We start from the raw sequence: 13,996 nt of genomic DNA, 5'->3' as shown, positions 1-13,996 counted from the left end.
CGTGAAGGCGGCCGTACCGTCGGCGCCGGCGTCGTTGCCAGCATCATCAAGTAAGCATTGCTGCTTGTTGCGGGAACCTTAGGGTTCCCGCGTCCAAACTGCGTTCTTTAGGAATTCCAATGAAAAACCAGAAAATCCGCATCCGTCTGAAAGCGTTCGACTATAAGCTCATCGACCAATCGGCCGCTGAAATCGTCGAAACCGCCAAGCGCACTGGTGCTGTGGTCCGTGGCCCGGTTCCCCTGCCCACGCGTATCCGTCGTTACGATGTGCTGCGTTCGCCGCACGTCAACAAGACCTCGCGTGACCAGTTCGAAATCCGTACGCACCAACGCCTGATGGATATCGTGGATCCCACCGACAAGACGGTTGATGCGCTGATGCGCCTGGACTTGCCGGCTGGTGTGGACGTCGATATCGCTGTCTAAGCGTTATCGCGCTCTTGTGGGCCAAGGCAGGTTTCTTGAAATCATCCGGCGGCCCGGAAGCAAGCAAAAAGACACTCTTCGGAGTGTCTTTTTTTCGTCCCGGCAAAGTGAGCCTGCCCTTTAATCTGCCGGGATCAGGATGGGTTCAAGCTTCACGCCTAGCAGCGCCAGCATGTCGCGCAGACCGGCAATAGGGTAATTGTCAGACTCGCTGGCCAGGCACAGTGTTGCGCCCTGGCCGGCAGAAAGATAAGGCCGCAGCAAGGGCAGCAGCGCCTGGGCCGGATCCAGAAATGAGAGCTGCGGCGCAGCGCTTTCGAAATAGTGCCGCAGCCAGGGCAGGTGTGTGGAGGACAGCGTGCAGGTATCCACTTGCGGCAGCGTCTGGCGCAGGTGGTTCATGAAGGATTGCACGGCATGCTGTGTTGCATCGGGCTGCGACAGAAAGCGGCCGTCTTCCACATAGGCAACCAGCGGTGAGGCATTGACCAGGGTGACGGGGCCCAGGGTGGCGCTGCTGGAGTGATGGCTGGCGGCGGGCGCTTGCGCTGAGGGCTGGCCCGCCAGCGAGGGCGTGGACGCTGAGGCTTGTTCAATGATGGCCGAGATATAGGCGCGGATGGCGGGGCTGTCGATCAGGGACTGCACGCCCAGCACGGCCGCCTGGCCGGAGCGCGATTGCGCCAGCGCTGCGGCAACCGGCGGATAGATGCCGAGGACAGGGACAGGCATGGCGGGGCGGATGTCATCGAGCACCATGACCGAAGGCGCGTTCGAGGCCAGGACAACGGCCTGGGCGCCCAGGCTGGCCAGACGCCGGATGGCCTGGCTGACGGCAGCCGCCAATTCGGCCGGATGGCGTTGGCCATAGGGAAAGCTGGCGCGGTCGGCGAAATAAATAATGTCTTGCCTGGGGAAGTGGCGGCGCACCAGTTCAACAATGGCGTAGCTGCCTATGCCAGCATCGAAAATACCGATGGGGCGGTGCAGGGCGCGCGTGCGCGCGCGTATTTGCGCGTGTGTGTATGCGTGTGGGCGTGAGGCGGCGGGCATGGCGAGGCTCCGGAGAGGGCGCAAGGGCGCGGCCGGAGCGGCTCGGATGGCTCAGCCCCTGCGGGCTGGCGCCAGCAGTGTGGCAGTTAGTCGCCCCGGCTGTAAATGAATTTTGGCATGCTCCAGTCAAAGCGCAGCGCCAGCAGCCGCAGCGCCAGTCCGGCGATCATGGCGGTACCCATAACGATATTGTGGGGCAAATCGAGCTTCAGGCCGCCGAGATACAGGCAGCCTGTAAAGATGGAAACGGTTGCGTAGAGCTCGCTGCGGAACAGCAGAGGAATATCGTTGCAGAGAATGTCCCGCAAGACGCCGCCCACGCAGCCGGTAATCATGCCGGAGGCGATGACGATGATGACGGGCAATTGCATTTCCATGGCGATGTTGCAGCCGATCACGGTAAAAACCACGAGGCCGATGGCATCCAGGAAAAGGAAGAGCTTGTGCAGGCGATGCATGAAGCGGGCCACCGCAATTGTGAGCAGGGCGGCGCCGCCGGTAATCAGCAAGTAGTGTGGGTGCTTGACCCAGGTCAGCGGATAGTGGCCGAGCACGATATCGCGCGCGGACCCGCCGCCCAGCGCCGTGATGCAGCCCAGCAGAAAGACGCCAACCCAGTCCATGTTGCGACGGCCGGCAGCCAGGGCAGCGGTAATGCCTTCGGCGACGATGGCGATCAGGTACAGGATATGCAGCAGCATGGCGGAAAGGAAGGAAGAAGACGGGGCGCTGGTATTTTAGTGCGCGACAAGCCTGCCGGGGCAGCCTGACGGATTCCGCTATCATAGTCGCTGGGCGCGCGCCATGGCGGATGGCGGCGCGGACGACTAGGTGTGGCGGTGGCGGCAGGCCGTGGCGAATGTCCGGGCCGGCGCGGAGCGTACGGAATGCGGCGTGATCTGAACGACCTTTATTACTACGTGCAGGTGATCGAGCATGGCGGGTTCGCCCAGGCTGGCCGGGTGCTGGGCGTGCCCAAGTCCAAGCTGAGCCGCCACGTTGCCGTGCTGGAAGAGCGCCTGGGGGTGCGGCTGATCCAGCGCTCTACGCGGCGTTTTTCGGTGACAGATGTCGGGCAGGTGTATTACACGCATTGCAAAGCCATGCTGGTCGAGGCCGATGCCGCCGATGATGCCGTCGCGCTGGCACATGCCGAGCCGCGCGGCATGGTAAGGATGACCTGCCCGGTGGCGCTGCTGGATGCCAGCGTCGGTGAAATGGTGGCGAACTTCATGGCGCGCCATGCTCAGGTGAATATTCACCTGGAAGAAACCAACCGGCGGGTGGATGTCGTGGGCGAGGGCGTGGATATCGCCATCCGGGTGCGGCCGCCGCCGCTTGAGGACAGCGATCTGGTCATGCGCGTGCTCGGGCGGCGCAGGCAGTGCCTGGTTGCCAGCCCGGCGCTGCTGGCGCGTGAAGGCGTGCCCAGGAAGCTTGATGAACTGCAGCTGCTGCCCAGCATGGGGCATGGCTTGCAGCGCGGCGATTTCACCTGGCATCTGCTAGGGCCGGACAAAAGCGAGGTCATGGTGCGCCATCAGCCGCGGCTGGTCACGCGCGGCCTGAATGTGTTGAGGGATGCCGCAGTGAGAGGCGTGGGGGTGGCGCAGCTGCCTTATATGATGATCAGCCAGCAGCTGGCGCGCGGCGAGCTGGTGACGGTGCTGCCGGAATGGGAGCCGCCTTGCGGCATTATCCATGCCGTTTTTGCGTCGCGCCGGGGCCAATTGCCTGCCGTGCGCGCGCTGCTGGACTTTCTTGCGGAAAGCTTTGCCGCGCAGGGCGAAGAGTAGCGGCGGCGAGGATTGGGGTCGGGCACTTGACAAAAGTGTTGTGAGCACGCCATGGATTGCGCACTTTCTGCGCATCATGCTAGAATCTGAGACTTGCCCTAACTGGGGCATTATTCATGTGCGTACAGGCAGTCCGTGTGCCGCGTTTTTTTCGAGGCAGGCGGGGCGCCGGGAACGTAATGTTTCCTGGCGCAGCTGTTGTGTGCATTTATGCAGCCCCGACCAATCGTAGTCGGGATTAGGGTTACAACCCCGGAGAAAACAATGTCGAATCCGACACCCACGCCTGCCGCGTTCCGGCTTGGGCTGGTGGGGCGCAAAGTCGGCATGACCCGCATTTTCACGGATGATGGCGTGTCCATCCCCGTGACCGTGCTGGACGTGTCGAACAACCGCGTCGCCCAGGTCAAGTCCGTCGAAACTGACGGCTATGCAGCTGTGCAACTGGCCTATGGCGAACGCCGCGCTTCCCGCGTGACCAAGCCTGAAACCGGCCACTTTGCGAAGGCAGGCATCGAAGCCGGCAGCTCCCTCAAGGAGTTCCGTCTTGACCCCGCCCGCGCCGCCGAGTTCGCTCCTGGCGCTGTCGTTGCCGTTGAAAGTGTGTTTGAAGCCGGCCAAAAGGTCGACGTCACCGGCACCAGTATCGGTAAGGGCTTTGCAGGTACCATCAAGCGTCACAACTTCGGTTCTCAGCGTGCTTCGCACGGTAACTCCCGCTCGCACCGCGTGCCCGGCTCTATCGGCCAGGCGCAGGATCCGGGCCGGATTTTCCCGGGCAAGAAGATGTCTGGCCACATGGGTGACGTGACCCGCACCGTTCAGAATCTGGACATCGTGCGCGTCGACGCCGAACGCGGTCTGTTGCTCGTTAAGGGCGCTGTACCCGGTCACGCTGGCGCTAACATCATTGTGCGTCCTGCCGTCAAGACGCCGCTGAAGAAGGGTGCCTAAGCCATGGAAATCAAACTCCTGAACGAACAAGGCAAGTCCGAGTCAACCGTCAGCGTCCCGGACACAGTGTTTGGCCGTGACTTCAACGAAGCCCTGGTTCACCAGATCGTCGTTGCCTTCCAGGCCAATGCCCGTAGCGGCGACCGCGCCCAGAAGGGTCGTGACGAAGTCAAGCACTCCACCAAGAAGCCCTGGCGCCAAAAGGGTACGGGTCGTGCCCGTGCCGGTATGACATCCTCGCCGCTGTGGCGTGGGGGTGGCCGTGCGTTCCCGAACTCGCCCGACGAAAATTTCAGCCAGAAGATCAACAAGAAGATGTATCGCGCGGGCATCCGTTCGATCCTCTCTCAGCTGGCTCGCGAAGGCCGTGTGGCGGTCGTGGAAGATTTCGCGCTGGAAACGCCCAAGACCAAGCAAGCGGTTGAACGCCTGAAGACGCTGGGCTTCGAGTCGGTGCTGATCGTCACGGATTCCGTTGATGAGAACACCTATCTGGCGACGCGCAACCTGCCGCACGTTGCTGTGATCGAGCCGCGCTACATTGATCCGCTGTCGCTGATTCACTACAAGAATCTGCTGATCACCAAGGCGGCGGTCGCGCAATTCGAGGAGATGCTGGGATGAGCACGGAACGTTTGCTGCAAGTCATTCTGGCGCCCATCGTGACCGAAAAGGCCACGTTCATCGCCGAAAAGAACGAACAAATCGCCTTCCGTGTGGTTGCTGATGCAACCAAGCCGGAAATCAAGGCTGCCGTCGAACTGCTCTTCAAGGTGCAGGTCGAGTCCGTGCAGGTCCTCAATCGCAAGGGCAAAGTCAAACGCTTCGGTCGTTTCAATGGCCGCCGCCGCAATGAGCGCAAGGCATATGTCTCGCTCAAGCCGGGTCAGCAGATCGACTTTGCAGAGGTGAACTAAATGGCCCTCGTTAAAGTCAAGCCGACTTCCGCCGGCCGTCGTGGCCTGATCAAGGTCGTCAACGACAAGCTGCACAAAGGTGCGCCTTACGCGCCGCTGCTCGAAAAGAAGAGCCGTGGTTCGGGCCGCAACAACAATGGTCACATCACGATCCGTCATCGTGGCGGCGGCCATAAGCAGCACTACCGCGTTATCGACTTCCGTCGTAACAAGGATGGCATTCCGGCACGCGTTGAGCGTCTGGAATATGACCCCAACCGTACCGCGCACATCGCTCTGCTGGTGTACGCAGACGGCGAGCGCCGTTACATCATCGCTCCCCGTGGCCTGGAAGTTGGCGCAACGGTGTTCTCCGGTGTGGATGCGCCGATCCGCGTAGGTAATACGCTGCCGATCCGCAACATTCCGGTGGGTTCGACCATTCACGGTATCGAACTGTTGCCGGGCAAGGGCGCCCAGATGGCGCGTTCGGCTGGTGCTTCTGCTGTGCTGCTGGCTCGCGAAGGCGTTTACGCCCAAGTGCGTCTGCGCTCCGGCGAAGTGCGCCGCGTGCATATCGAGTGCCGTGCCACCATCGGTGAAGTCGGTAACGAAGAACACAGCCTGCGCCAGATCGGCAAGGCCGGTGCCGTGCGTTGGCGCGGTATTCGCCCGACTGTTCGCGGTGTTGCCATGAACCCGATCGACCACCCGCACGGTGGTGGTGAAGGCCGCACTGGCGAAGCACGCGAGCCAGTCAGCCCCTGGGGTACTCCGGCGAAGGGTTTCAAGACCCGTCGCAACAAGCGGACGAACAACATGATCGTCCAACGGCGCAAGCGCAAGTAAGAGGCGAACATCATGTCCCGTTCCGTCAAGAAAGGCCCGTTTGTCGATTCGCACCTGGTTTCCAAGGTCGAAAAGTCAATTGCGGGCAACGACAAGAGGCCGATCAAAACCTGGTCGCGCCGTTCCACCGTCCTGCCCGAGTTCATCGGCTTGACGATTGCTGTGCACAACGGTCGTCAGCACGTTCCCGTTTATATCAACGAGAACATGGTTGGCCACAAGTTGGGCGAGTTCGCGCTGACCCGTACGTTCAAGGGCCACGCAGCGGACAAGAAGGCCAAGAGGTAAGCGATGGAAACTACCGCCAATGTCCGTGGGGTTCGTATCTCCGCTCAGAAAGTCCGTCTGGTCGCTGATCAGATCCGTGGCAAGTCTGTAGCGCAGGCACTGACCATCCTCACGTTCTCGCCCAAGAAGGCCGCCGTCATCCTGAAAAAGGCTGTCGACTCGGCTATCGCCAACGCTGAACACAATGACGGCGCCGACATCGACGAACTCAAGGTCACCACGATCTACGTCGACAAGGGTCAGTCGCTGAAGCGTTTTTCCGCACGCGCTAAAGGCCGCGGTAACCGTATCGAGAAGCAGACCTGCCACATTGTGGTTAAGGTCGGCGCCTAAGGAGTCAAGATGGGTCAGAAAATTCACCCTACTGGGTTCCGCCTGGCAGTCTCGCGTGACTGGACTTCCCGCTGGTTCGCTGGCGATTCGTCGTATCGCACGATGCTGGCTGAAGATATCCGCGTCCGCGAATATCTGAAGAAGAAGCTCAAGAGCGCGTCCGTTGGCCGCGTGGTCATCGAGCGTCCTGCCAAGAATGCCCGTATTACTGTTTATTCGGCTCGTCCGGGTGTGGTGATCGGCAAGCGAGGCGAGGACATCGAAAACCTGAAGAGCGATCTCCAGCGTCTGATGGGCGTGCCTGTGCACGTGAACATCGAGGAAATCCGCAAGCCGGAAACCGATGCCCAGCTGATCGCCGATTCGATCGCCCAGCAGCTCGAAAAGCGCATCATGTTCCGTCGCGCCATGAAGCGCGCGATGCAAAATGCCATGCGCCTGGGTGCACAAGGCATCAAGATCATGAGCTCGGGCCGTTTGAACGGTATCGAAATCGCCCGTACCGAATGGTATCGCGAAGGCCGTGTGCCCCTGCATACGCTGCGCGCCAACATCGACTACGGCACGTCCGAAGCCCAAACCACCTATGGCATCATCGGTATCAAGGTCTGGGTTTACAAGGGCGATCGTCTGCCCAACGGCGAGCTGCCGCCCGAAGTGGCTGTGGCACCGCGTGATGAAGAACGCCGCCCGCGTCGTCCTCGTGGCGACCGTCCGGACAACCGTCGCCCCGGTGGCGCTGGTCGTGGCCGCGGTCCGCGCAAGTCTGATGCTGCCTCGGCGGCTGAAGGAGAATAAGCATGCTGCAACCGGCACGCAGGAAATACCGCAAAGAGCAGAAAGGCCGTAATACCGGTCTGGCGACGCGCGGCACCGCCGTCTCGTTCGGCGAATTCGGTCTGAAGGCCACGGGCCGCGGTCGTCTGACCGCTCGTCAGATCGAAGCTGCACGTCGTGCTATCAACCGTCACATCAAGCGTGGTGGCCGGATCTGGATCCGTATTTTCCCGGACAAACCGATCTCGCAAAAACCTGCTGAAGTGCGTATGGGTAATGGTAAGGGTAACCCGGAGTACTGGGTTGCTGAAATTCAGCCCGGCAAGGTGCTGTACGAGATGGAAGGGGTCAGCGAAGAGCTGGCGCGCGAGGCGTTCCGCCTGGCCGCGGCCAAGTTGCCGATCTCGACCGTGTTCGTGTCGCGTCATATCGGTGCTTGAGGAGATCGACATGAAAGCTAGCGAACTTCGAGCCAAAGACGCTGCCGAGCTCGGCAAGGAACTCGAAAGCCTGCTGAAGGCACAATTCAATCTGCGTCTGCAGAAGGCCACTCAGCAGCTTGCCAACCACAGCCAGATCCGCAAGGTTCGCCGCGACATCGCTCGCGTGCGCACTCTGCTTACGGAAAAGGCGGGAAACTGATATGAGTGAAACCCAAAACACCGCTCCGGCCAAGCGTCAGCGTACGCTGATCGGCAAGGTCGTCAGCAACAAGATGGACAAGACCGTCGTGGTGCTGGTTGAGCGCCGTACCAAGCACCCGCTGTACGGCAAGATCGTTGTGCGTTCCAATAAGTACAAGGCGCATGACGAAGCCAATCAATACAACGAAGGCGACATCGTCGAAATCGCGGAAGGTCGTCCGCTGTCCCGCTCCAAGTCCTGGAGCGTGACGCGCCTGATCGAAGCGGTTCGCGTGATCTAAGCCATCGGTGCTATGTTCACTTCCGCTTCGAAAGGGGCGGAAGTGCATGAAGCAAGCCTTGCCAGCCAGGGCTTGCTTTTTTCATGGACGTCCGCCAGTGTTGTGTTTTCGGAAATATTGTGGACTTTGACTAGCCTCTGTGCTAAATTCGTGAGCTTACTTGGTCGTTAGCTGTGCTATGGCTGATTCCAAGTAGTTTTATCCGCAGGATTTTCATCCCAGGGTGACGGCGTGCGCGTCTTGGACGCATTGGCTGTGACCTGACGGGGCCAAAACTGGCGGGGACATGTTGTTTCTGGATTGGGTGCTATCAAAGCATCCGGGCAGATGCGGCATGTATTCCGGTTAAGTTGGAACAAGGACAATCATGATTCAAATGCAGACCACGCTGAACGTGGCCGACAACACCGGTGCACGGTCAGTGATGTGCATCAAGGTGCTCGGCGGTTCCAAGCGCCGTTATGCCGCCATTGGCGACATCATCAAGGTGAGCGTCAAAGATGCGGCTCCGCGCGGCCGCGTCAAGAAGGGCGAGATCTACAACGCCGTCGTCGTGCGTACCGCCAAGGGCGTGCGCCGTAAAGATGGCTCGCTGATCCGTTTTGGCGGCAATGCCGCTGTTTTGCTCAATGCCAAGCTGGAGCCTATCGGCACCCGCATCTTCGGGCCGGTGACGCGCGAGCTGCGCTCCGACCGCTTCATGAAGATCGTGTCGCTGGCACCGGAAGTGCTGTAAGGAGCCTACGATGAACAAGATTCGTAAAGGCGACGAAGTCGTCGTGCTGGCCGGCCGTAGCCGCAAGCAGCGCGGTGTCGTGCTGGCCCGTCTTGATGCCGACCACGTTCTGGTCGAAGGCGTCAATGTCGTGAAGAAGCACGTGCGCCCCAATCCCATGCAAGGCACCACCGGCGGCATCGTCGAGAAGACCCTGCCCATCCACATCTCGAATATCGCGATTTTCAACCCTGCCACTGGCAAGGCTGACCGCGTCGGGATCAAGGAAGTCGATGGCCGTAAGGTGCGTGTGTATCGCTCCAGCGGCGAAGTCGTCGGCGCCAAGGCTTAAGGAACTGACATGGCTCGTTTTCAAGAACTGTATCGCGACAAGATCGCACCCGAACTGAAAGAAAAGTTCGGCTACAAGAGCGTCATGGAAGTGCCGCGCATTACCAAGATCACCCTGAACATGGGTGTGTCCGAAGCGGTTGCCGACAAGAAGATCATTGAAAATGCCGCGGGCGATCTGACCAAGATCTCCGGCCAGAAGGTCGTCATCACGAAGACCCGTAAGGCTATCGCCGGCTTCAAGATCCGTGAAGACTACCCGATCGGCTGCATGGTGACCCTGCGTGGTCAGCGCATGTACGAATTCCTGGACCGTCTGGTCACCGTGGCTCTGCCGCGCGTGCGTGACTTCCGTGGTATTTCCGGTCGTGCGTTCGATGGTCGTGGCAACTACAACGTCGGGGTCAAGGAACAGATCATTTTCCCCGAAATCGAGTACGACAAGATCGACGCGCTGCGTGGCCTGAATATCAGCATCACGACGACTGCCAAGACCGACGAGGAAGCAAAAGCGCTGCTGACGGCGTTCCGTTTCCCGTTCCGCAACTAAGGGGCGATACGTGGCTAAACTTTCCCTGATCAATCGCGATATCAAGCGCGCCAAGCTGGCCGCCAAGTTCGCCGCCAAGCGCACCGCGCTGAAGGCGATCATCGACGATACCTCCAAGACCGACGAAGAGCGTTACGAAGCGCGCCTGAAGCTGCAAGAGCTGCCGCGCAACGCGAACCCGACTCGCCAGCGCAACCGTTGCGCAGTGACCGGTCGTCCCCGCGGTGTGTTCCGCAAATTTGGCCTGGCTCGTCACAAAGTGCGTGAATACGCAATGCGTGGTGAGATTCCTGGCATCACCAAGGCCAGCTGGTAGGAGATTCAATTATGAGCATGAGCGATCCCATCGCCGATATGCTGACTCGCATCCGTAATGCGCAGCAAGTTGACAAGGCCTCGGTGAGCATGCCCTCCTCGAAGCTGAAAGTGGCAATTGCTGCTGTGCTGAAGGACGAAGGCTATATCGAGAGTTTCGAAGTCAAGGGTGGCTCGGCCAAGCCCGAGCTGGAAATTTCCCTGAAGTATTACGCTGGCCGTCCCGTGATTGAGCGCATCGAGCGCGTGTCGCGCCCCGGTCTGCGTATTTACAAGGGTCGCACCAGCATTCCTCAGGTCATGAACGGCCTGGGCGTCGCCATCGTGTCCACCTCGCGTGGCGTGATGACCGACCGCAAGGCTCGCGCCAATGGCGTGGGCGGCGAAGTGCTGTGCTACGTGGCCTAAGGAGAGATTCGAATGTCACGTATTGCAAAATACCCCGTTGAACTGCCGAAGGGTGTGGAAGTTACCCTGGGTCAGGACCAGATCGTCGTCAAGGGCCCGCTGGGCAGCTTGACGCAAGCGCTGGACGGCAACGTTGTGATCAAGCAAGAAGACGGCAGCCTGTCGTTCGTTGCTGCTGATGACAGCCGTCATGCCAACGCCATGTCCGGTACCGTGCGCGCCCTGGTGGCCAACATGGTTGCTGGTGTGAGCAAAGGCTTTGAGCGTAAATTGACGCTGATTGGCGTGGGCTTCCGTGCCCAGGCTCAAGCTGACGCGGTCAAACTTCAACTCGGTTTCTCGCACGACATCGTGCACCCGCTGCCCGCTGGCATCAAGGCTGAAACCCCCACGCCGACCGAAATCGTGCTGAAGGGTGCCGACAAGCAAGTGCTGGGCCAGACCGCCGCAAAGATTCGCGCCTATCGCAAGCCGGAACCCTATAAGGGCAAGGGCGTGCGCTACGCTGACGAATATGTGGCGATCAAGGAAACCAAGAAGAAGTAATCGCGCAAGCAAGGAAACATTATGAACAAGAATCTTTCCCGTTTGCGTCGTGCGGTGCCTACCCGCCGGAAAATTGCCGAACTGGGCGCTCATCGCCTGACGGTTTTCCGTTCGAACCTGCACATCTACGCAAACATCATTTCGCCGGAAGGCAACCGCGTTCTGGTCAGCGCTTCCACTCAGGAAGCCGAAGTCCGGAAGCTGCTGGAAGGCAATGGCGGCAACGTCGCCGCTGCGACCCTGGTTGGCAAGCGTGTGGCCGAGAAGGCCAAGGCTGCCGGCATCGAAAGCGTTGCTTTCGATCGCTCGGGTTTCCGCTATCACGGTCGTGTGAAGGCCTTGGCCGAAGCCGCGCGTGAAGCCGGCCTCAAGTTCTAAGCGAGGGATTGTCAAATGGCTAAAGTACAAGGCAAGAACGCCGCTGAGAAAGAAATCGACGACGGCTTCCGCGAAAAAATGATCGCGGTCAACCGCGTCAGCAAGGTCGTCAAGGGTGGTCGCACCATGAGCTTTGCTGCGCTGACCGTGGTTGGTGATGGCGACGGCCGTATCGGCATGGGCAAGGGCAAGGCCCGTGAGGTGCCGGTGTCCGTTCAGAAGGCAATGGAACAAGCCCGTCGTGGCCTGTTCAAGGTGCCCCTGAAGAATGGCACGCTGCATCACACGGTGGTTGGCAAGCACGGCGCCTCGACGGTGCTGATCTCGCCGGCAGCCGAAGGTACCGGCGTTATCGCCGGCGGCCCGATGCGCGCCATCTTCGAAGTGATGGGCGTCCGTAACGTGGTTGCCAAGAGCCTGGGCTCCAGCAACCCCTACAACATGGTCCGCGCCACGCTGAACGGTCTGCGTGCGGCCCAGACGCCGGCGGAAGTTGCTGCCAAGCGCGGCAAGTCCGTCGAAGAAATCCTGGGGTAAGTTATGGCTCAGAAGCAAATCAAGGTTACGCTGGTGCGTTCGGTCATCGGCACCCACAAGTCGCACCGTGAAACGGTCCGCGGCCTGGGGCTGCGCGGTTTGAACAGCAGCAAGGTGCTGGTCGATACGCCGGAAGTGCGTGGGATGATCCGCAAGGTCGATTATCTCGTTACCGTCTCGGACGTCTAAGGAAATACGATGTCGGAAATTCAACTCAATAGCCTGGCCCCGGCAGAAGGGAGCAAACGCGCCCGCCGCCGTGTCGGCCGTGGTATCGGCTCCGGCTTTGGCAAAACTGCCGGCCGCGGTCACAAGGGTCAGAAATCGCGTACCGGTGGTTTCCATAAGGTCGGTTTTGAAGGCGGTCAAATGCCGCTGCAACGCCGCCTGCCCAAGCGTGGCTTCAAATCCTTGAATCGTCACCTGTATGCTGAGGTCCGCCTGTCCGAGCTGCAAGGCCTGCCCGTCGATGAAGTCGATGTGCAAGTGCTGAAGCAAGCGGGCGTGGTGGGTCAGGCCGTGCGTTACGCGAAAGTCGTGAAGTCTGGCGAACTGACGCGCAAGCTGGTCCTGAAAGGCATCACGGCGACGGCCGGCGCTCGCGCCGCCATTGAGGCGGCCGGCGGCTCGCTGGCTTGATCACGAGGTGATGTGTGGCTAAAGCGCAGGCACTGGGCAAGACCGGACCCCGATACGGCGATTTGAAGCGCCGGTTGGTGTTCCTGTTGCTCGCGCTGGTTGTTTACCGGCTCGGCACGCATATTCCCGTTCCTGGTATCAACCCCGATGCGCTGTCGGACTTGTTCCGTCAGCACTCGGGTGGGATCCTGGGCCTGTTCAACATGTTTTCGGGCGGGGCGCTTGAGCGCTTTTCCGTCTTCGCGCTGGGCATCATGCCCTACATTTCCGCGTCCATCATTATGCAGTTGATGTCCGTGGTCGTTCCGTCACTGGAAGCGCTGAAGAAGGAAGGCGAAGCAGGGCGCCGCAAGATCACCCAGTACACGCGGTATTTCACCGTTGTGCTGGCGCTGGCCCAGGCTATCGGTATTTCGGTGGCTCTGGAATCCCAGCAGGGACTTATCCTTGCGGGAACCAGCGCGATGCTGTTCCGGTTCACAACCATCGTGACGCTGGTCACTGGCACCATGTTCATCATGTGGCTGGGCGAGCAGATCACCGAGCGTGGCTTGGGTAACGGCATTTCGATCTTGATTTTCGCCGGTATCGTGGCCGGACTGCCCTCGGGCGTTGGTGGCCTGTTGGACCTGGTGCGTACCAGTGCTATGTCGGTGCCTGCCGCGCTGTTTATCGTCGCTCTCTCCATCGCTGTTACGGCGCTGGTAGTGTTCGTCGAGCGTGCGCAGCGCAGGATCACTGTCAACTATGCGAAACGCCAGGTGGGTAACAAGCTTTATGGTGGCCAGAGCTCGCATCTGCCCCTGAAGCTGAATATGGCAGGTGTGATCCCTCCGATCTTCGCCTCGTCCATCATTCTGTTGCCCGCAACGGTGGCCAGCTGGTTCGCCACTGGTGAGAGCATGCGTTGGCTGAGTGACCTGGCTGCGGCTTTGCAACCGCGTCAGCCGCTGTATGTCACCCTGTACGCCACTGCCATCATCTTTTTCTGCTTCTTCTACACGGCGCTGGTGTTTAACAGCCGTGAAACTGCGGACAATCTCAAGAAGAGCGGCGCATTTGTGCCGGGGATTCGTCCTGGTGAGCAAACCGCGCGATATATCGACAAGATCCTCATGCGCCTGACTCTGGCGGGCGCGTTGTATATCACGCTGGTGTGCTTGATTCCCGAGTTTTTGGTGATGCGTTGGAATGTACCGTTCTTGTTTGGCGGCACTTCCCTGCTCATCATGGTGGTTGTGACCATGGATTTCATGGC

The 13,996-nt window shown here is 60.1% G+C and carries 25 protein-coding genes; 23 read left to right on the top strand and 2 right to left on the bottom strand.

The annotated features are described in order from the left end of the window. The first annotated feature begins 119 nt into the window (after positions 1–119). The gene (gene rpsJ, locus ACTJGZ_RS02885; RefSeq protein ID WP_068375295.1) at positions 120–428 is read left to right on the top strand and encodes a 30S ribosomal protein S10; all 309 of its coding nucleotides are present in this window, start codon (positions 120–122) and stop codon (positions 426–428) included. 120 nt (positions 429–548) lie between these two features. On the opposite strand, the gene ACTJGZ_RS02880 is transcribed toward rpsJ, so the two are convergent. Then, the gene (locus ACTJGZ_RS02880) at positions 549–1,481 is read right to left on the bottom strand and encodes a glutamate racemase (RefSeq protein WP_441661442.1); all 933 of its coding nucleotides are present in this window, start codon (positions 1,479–1,481) and stop codon (positions 549–551) included. Positions 1,482–1,567: 86 nt separating this feature from the next. Next, positions 1,568–2,182, bottom strand: a complete 615-nt coding sequence (locus ACTJGZ_RS02875; RefSeq protein WP_441661441.1) for a trimeric intracellular cation channel family protein — start codon at positions 2,180–2,182, stop codon at positions 1,568–1,570. A 186-nt stretch (positions 2,183–2,368) separates the two neighbouring features. Here ACTJGZ_RS02875 and ACTJGZ_RS02870 point away from each other — a divergent pair, with 186 nt between their 5' ends. The 22 genes from ACTJGZ_RS02870 to secY form a co-directional block, all read left to right on the top strand. Further along, on the top strand, positions 2,369–3,277 hold the full coding sequence (locus tag ACTJGZ_RS02870; RefSeq protein ID WP_441661440.1) for a LysR family transcriptional regulator: 909 nt from the start codon (positions 2,369–2,371) through the stop codon (positions 3,275–3,277). Positions 3,278–3,541: 264 nt separating this feature from the next. Continuing rightward, the gene (gene rplC, locus ACTJGZ_RS02865; protein ID WP_068375308.1) at positions 3,542–4,231 is read left to right on the top strand and encodes a 50S ribosomal protein L3; all 690 of its coding nucleotides are present in this window, start codon (positions 3,542–3,544) and stop codon (positions 4,229–4,231) included. A 3-nt stretch (positions 4,232–4,234) separates the two neighbouring features. Further along, positions 4,235–4,855 (top strand): 50S ribosomal protein L4, encoded by a 621-nt coding sequence (gene rplD / locus ACTJGZ_RS02860; RefSeq protein ID WP_441661439.1) that lies wholly within the window; start codon positions 4,235–4,237, stop codon positions 4,853–4,855. Further along, positions 4,852–5,148 carry a 50S ribosomal protein L23 gene (gene rplW, locus ACTJGZ_RS02855; RefSeq protein WP_068375313.1) on the top strand — a complete coding sequence of 99 codons (297 nt, stop codon included), beginning with the start codon at positions 4,852–4,854 and terminating at the stop codon, positions 5,146–5,148. Before rplD ends, rplW begins: the two co-directional genes overlap by 4 nt. Then, entirely contained in the window at positions 5,149–5,976 is an 828-nt protein-coding gene (gene rplB, locus ACTJGZ_RS02850; protein WP_068375316.1) for a 50S ribosomal protein L2, read from the top strand. It abuts the gene before it with no gap. Positions 5,977–5,988: 12 nt separating this feature from the next. Continuing rightward, positions 5,989–6,264: a 30S ribosomal protein S19 gene (rpsS, locus tag ACTJGZ_RS02845; RefSeq protein WP_441661438.1), complete on the top strand. Its 276-nt coding sequence runs from the start codon at positions 5,989–5,991 to the stop codon at positions 6,262–6,264. Between the two features lie 3 nt (positions 6,265–6,267). Further along, the gene (rplV, locus tag ACTJGZ_RS02840; RefSeq protein WP_068375321.1) at positions 6,268–6,597 is read left to right on the top strand and encodes a 50S ribosomal protein L22; all 330 of its coding nucleotides are present in this window, start codon (positions 6,268–6,270) and stop codon (positions 6,595–6,597) included. A gap of 9 nt (positions 6,598–6,606) precedes the next feature. After that, the gene (rpsC, locus tag ACTJGZ_RS02835; protein ID WP_441661437.1) at positions 6,607–7,395 is read left to right on the top strand and encodes a 30S ribosomal protein S3; all 789 of its coding nucleotides are present in this window, start codon (positions 6,607–6,609) and stop codon (positions 7,393–7,395) included. Between the two features lie 2 nt (positions 7,396–7,397). After that, on the top strand, positions 7,398–7,814 hold the full coding sequence (rplP, locus tag ACTJGZ_RS02830) for a 50S ribosomal protein L16 (RefSeq protein WP_068375326.1): 417 nt from the start codon (positions 7,398–7,400) through the stop codon (positions 7,812–7,814). A 10-nt stretch (positions 7,815–7,824) separates the two neighbouring features. Then, complete coding sequence (rpmC, locus tag ACTJGZ_RS02825) at positions 7,825–8,016, top strand: 50S ribosomal protein L29 (protein WP_068375329.1); 192 nt, start codon at positions 7,825–7,827, stop codon at positions 8,014–8,016. 1 nt (position 8,017) lies between these two features. Then, positions 8,018–8,299, top strand: coding sequence for a 30S ribosomal protein S17 (gene rpsQ, locus ACTJGZ_RS02820; protein WP_441661436.1), 282 nt, complete (start codon positions 8,018–8,020; stop codon positions 8,297–8,299). A 367-nt stretch (positions 8,300–8,666) separates the two neighbouring features. Continuing rightward, entirely contained in the window at positions 8,667–9,035 is a 369-nt protein-coding gene (gene rplN / locus ACTJGZ_RS02815) for a 50S ribosomal protein L14 (RefSeq protein ID WP_441661435.1), read from the top strand. Positions 9,036–9,045: 10 nt separating this feature from the next. Continuing rightward, positions 9,046–9,366: a 50S ribosomal protein L24 gene (gene rplX, locus ACTJGZ_RS02810; protein ID WP_441661434.1), complete on the top strand. Its 321-nt coding sequence runs from the start codon at positions 9,046–9,048 to the stop codon at positions 9,364–9,366. Between the two features lie 9 nt (positions 9,367–9,375). Then, positions 9,376–9,915, top strand: coding sequence for a 50S ribosomal protein L5 (rplE, locus tag ACTJGZ_RS02805; protein WP_441661433.1), 540 nt, complete (start codon positions 9,376–9,378; stop codon positions 9,913–9,915). A 10-nt stretch (positions 9,916–9,925) separates the two neighbouring features. Next, the gene (gene rpsN / locus ACTJGZ_RS02800; RefSeq protein ID WP_441661432.1) at positions 9,926–10,231 is read left to right on the top strand and encodes a 30S ribosomal protein S14; all 306 of its coding nucleotides are present in this window, start codon (positions 9,926–9,928) and stop codon (positions 10,229–10,231) included. A gap of 11 nt (positions 10,232–10,242) precedes the next feature. Then, positions 10,243–10,638, top strand: coding sequence for a 30S ribosomal protein S8 (gene rpsH / locus ACTJGZ_RS02795; RefSeq protein WP_068375353.1), 396 nt, complete (start codon positions 10,243–10,245; stop codon positions 10,636–10,638). 12 nt (positions 10,639–10,650) lie between these two features. After that, a complete protein-coding gene (gene rplF, locus ACTJGZ_RS02790; RefSeq protein ID WP_441661431.1) occupies positions 10,651–11,184 on the top strand; it encodes a 50S ribosomal protein L6 in 534 nt (177 codons plus the stop codon). 21 nt (positions 11,185–11,205) lie between these two features. After that, complete coding sequence (rplR, locus tag ACTJGZ_RS02785; protein ID WP_068375359.1) at positions 11,206–11,562, top strand: 50S ribosomal protein L18; 357 nt, start codon at positions 11,206–11,208, stop codon at positions 11,560–11,562. A 15-nt stretch (positions 11,563–11,577) separates the two neighbouring features. Continuing rightward, the gene (rpsE, locus tag ACTJGZ_RS02780; protein ID WP_068375360.1) at positions 11,578–12,099 is read left to right on the top strand and encodes a 30S ribosomal protein S5; all 522 of its coding nucleotides are present in this window, start codon (positions 11,578–11,580) and stop codon (positions 12,097–12,099) included. A 3-nt stretch (positions 12,100–12,102) separates the two neighbouring features. Further along, on the top strand, positions 12,103–12,288 hold the full coding sequence (gene rpmD / locus ACTJGZ_RS02775; protein ID WP_441661430.1) for a 50S ribosomal protein L30: 186 nt from the start codon (positions 12,103–12,105) through the stop codon (positions 12,286–12,288). Positions 12,289–12,297: 9 nt separating this feature from the next. Then, entirely contained in the window at positions 12,298–12,738 is a 441-nt protein-coding gene (gene rplO, locus ACTJGZ_RS02770) for a 50S ribosomal protein L15 (RefSeq protein WP_441661429.1), read from the top strand. 14 nt (positions 12,739–12,752) lie between these two features. Continuing rightward, on the top strand, positions 12,753–13,996 hold a 1,244-nt coding region (gene secY, locus ACTJGZ_RS02765; protein WP_441661428.1), incomplete at its 3' end, for a preprotein translocase subunit SecY.

The sequence above is a fragment of the Kerstersia sp. genome (assembly GCF_052103615.1).
In the GTDB taxonomy this organism is placed as follows: Bacteria; Pseudomonadota; Gammaproteobacteria; order Burkholderiales; family Burkholderiaceae_B; genus Kerstersia.
Note: the sequence above shows the minus strand (reverse complement) of the source record. Positions and strands in the feature narration are given on the sequence as shown.